The 1,520-nt window shown below is 53.1% G+C and carries 1 rRNA gene; it reads left to right on the forward strand.

The window, feature by feature from the left end:
• Window positions 1–13: 13 nt before the first annotated feature.
• Window positions 14–1,520 (forward strand): 23S ribosomal RNA (locus tag QMZ30_RS25735); the annotation flags it as partial.

The raw sequence follows: 1,520 nt of genomic DNA on the forward strand, positions 1-1,520 counted from the left end.
CTGTGGGTTGTGAGGTTAAGCGACTAAGCGTACACGGTGGATGCCCTGGCAGTCAGAGGCGATGAAGGACGTGCTAATCTGCGTAAAGCGTCGGTAAGGTGATATGAACCGCTACAGCCGACGATGTCCGAATGGGGAAACCCGGTGCACTCTGTGCATCATCGTAACATGAATACATAGTGTTACGAGGCGAACCTGGGGAACTGAAACATCTAAGTACCCAGAGGAAAAGAAATCAACCGAGATTCCCCCAGTAGCGGCGAGCGAACGGGGAGCAGCCCAGAACCTGAATCAGCTGGTGTGTTAGTGGAAGCGTCTGGAAAGTCGCAGGGTACAGGGTGATACTCCCGTACACAAAAACACACCTTCTGTGAGTTCGAAGAGTAGGGCGGGACACGTGGTATCCTGTCTGAATATGGGGGGACCATCCTCCAAGGCTAAATACTCCTGACTGACCGATAGTGAACCAGTACCGTGAGGGAAAGGCGAAAAGAACCCCGGCGAGGGGAGTGAAACAGAACCTGAAACCGTGTACGTACAAGCAGTGGGAGCCTACTTGTTAGGTGACTGCGTACCTTTTGTATAATGGGTCAGCGACTTATATTCTGTAGCAAGGTTAACCGTATAGGGGAGCCGCAGGGAAACCGAGTCTTAACTGGGCGTTAAGTTGCAGGGTATAGACCCGAAACCCGGTGATCTAGCCATGGGCAGGTTGAAGGTTGGGTAACACTAACTGGAGGACCGAACCGACTAATGTTGAAAAATTAGCGGATGACTTGTGGCTGGGGGTGAAAGGCCAATCAAACCGGGAGATAGCTGGTTCTCCCCGAAAGCTATTTAGGTAGCGCCTCGTGAACTCATCTTCGGGGGTAGAGCACTGTTTCGGCTAGGGGGCCATCCCGGCTTACCAACCCGATGCAAACTGCGAATACCGAAGAATGTTATCACGGGAGACACACGGCGGGTGCTAACGTCCGTCGTGAAGAGGGAAACAACCCAGACCGCCAGCTAAGGTCCCAAAGTCATGGTTAAGTGGGAAACGATGTGGGAAGGCACAGACAGCCAGGATGTTGGCTTAGAAGCAGCCATCATTTAAAGAAAGCGTAATAGCTCACTGGTCGAGTCGGCCTGCGCGGAAGATGTAACGGGGCTAAACCATGCACCGAAGCTGCGGCAGCGACGCTTATGCGTTGTTGGGTAGGGGAGCGTTCTGTAAGCCGTTGAAGGTGGCCTGTGAGGGCTGCTGGAGGTATCAGAAGTGCGAATGCTGACATAAGTAACGATAAAGCGGGTGAAAAGCCCGCTCGCCGGAAGACCAAGGGTTCCTGTTCAACGTTAATCGGAGCAGGGTGAGTCGACCCCTAAGGCGAGGCTGAAAAGCGTAGTCGATGGGAAGCAGGTTAATATTCCTGCACTTGGTGTTACTGCGAAGGGGGGACGGAGAAGGCTAGGTTATCCGGGCGACGGTTGTCCCGGTTTAAGCATGTAGGCGGAGAGTTTAGGTAAATCCGGACTCTTTT

This window comes from Pantoea sp. EA-12, assembly GCF_030053355.1.
Classification (GTDB): domain Bacteria; phylum Pseudomonadota; class Gammaproteobacteria; order Enterobacterales; family Enterobacteriaceae; genus Pantoea; species Pantoea vagans_C.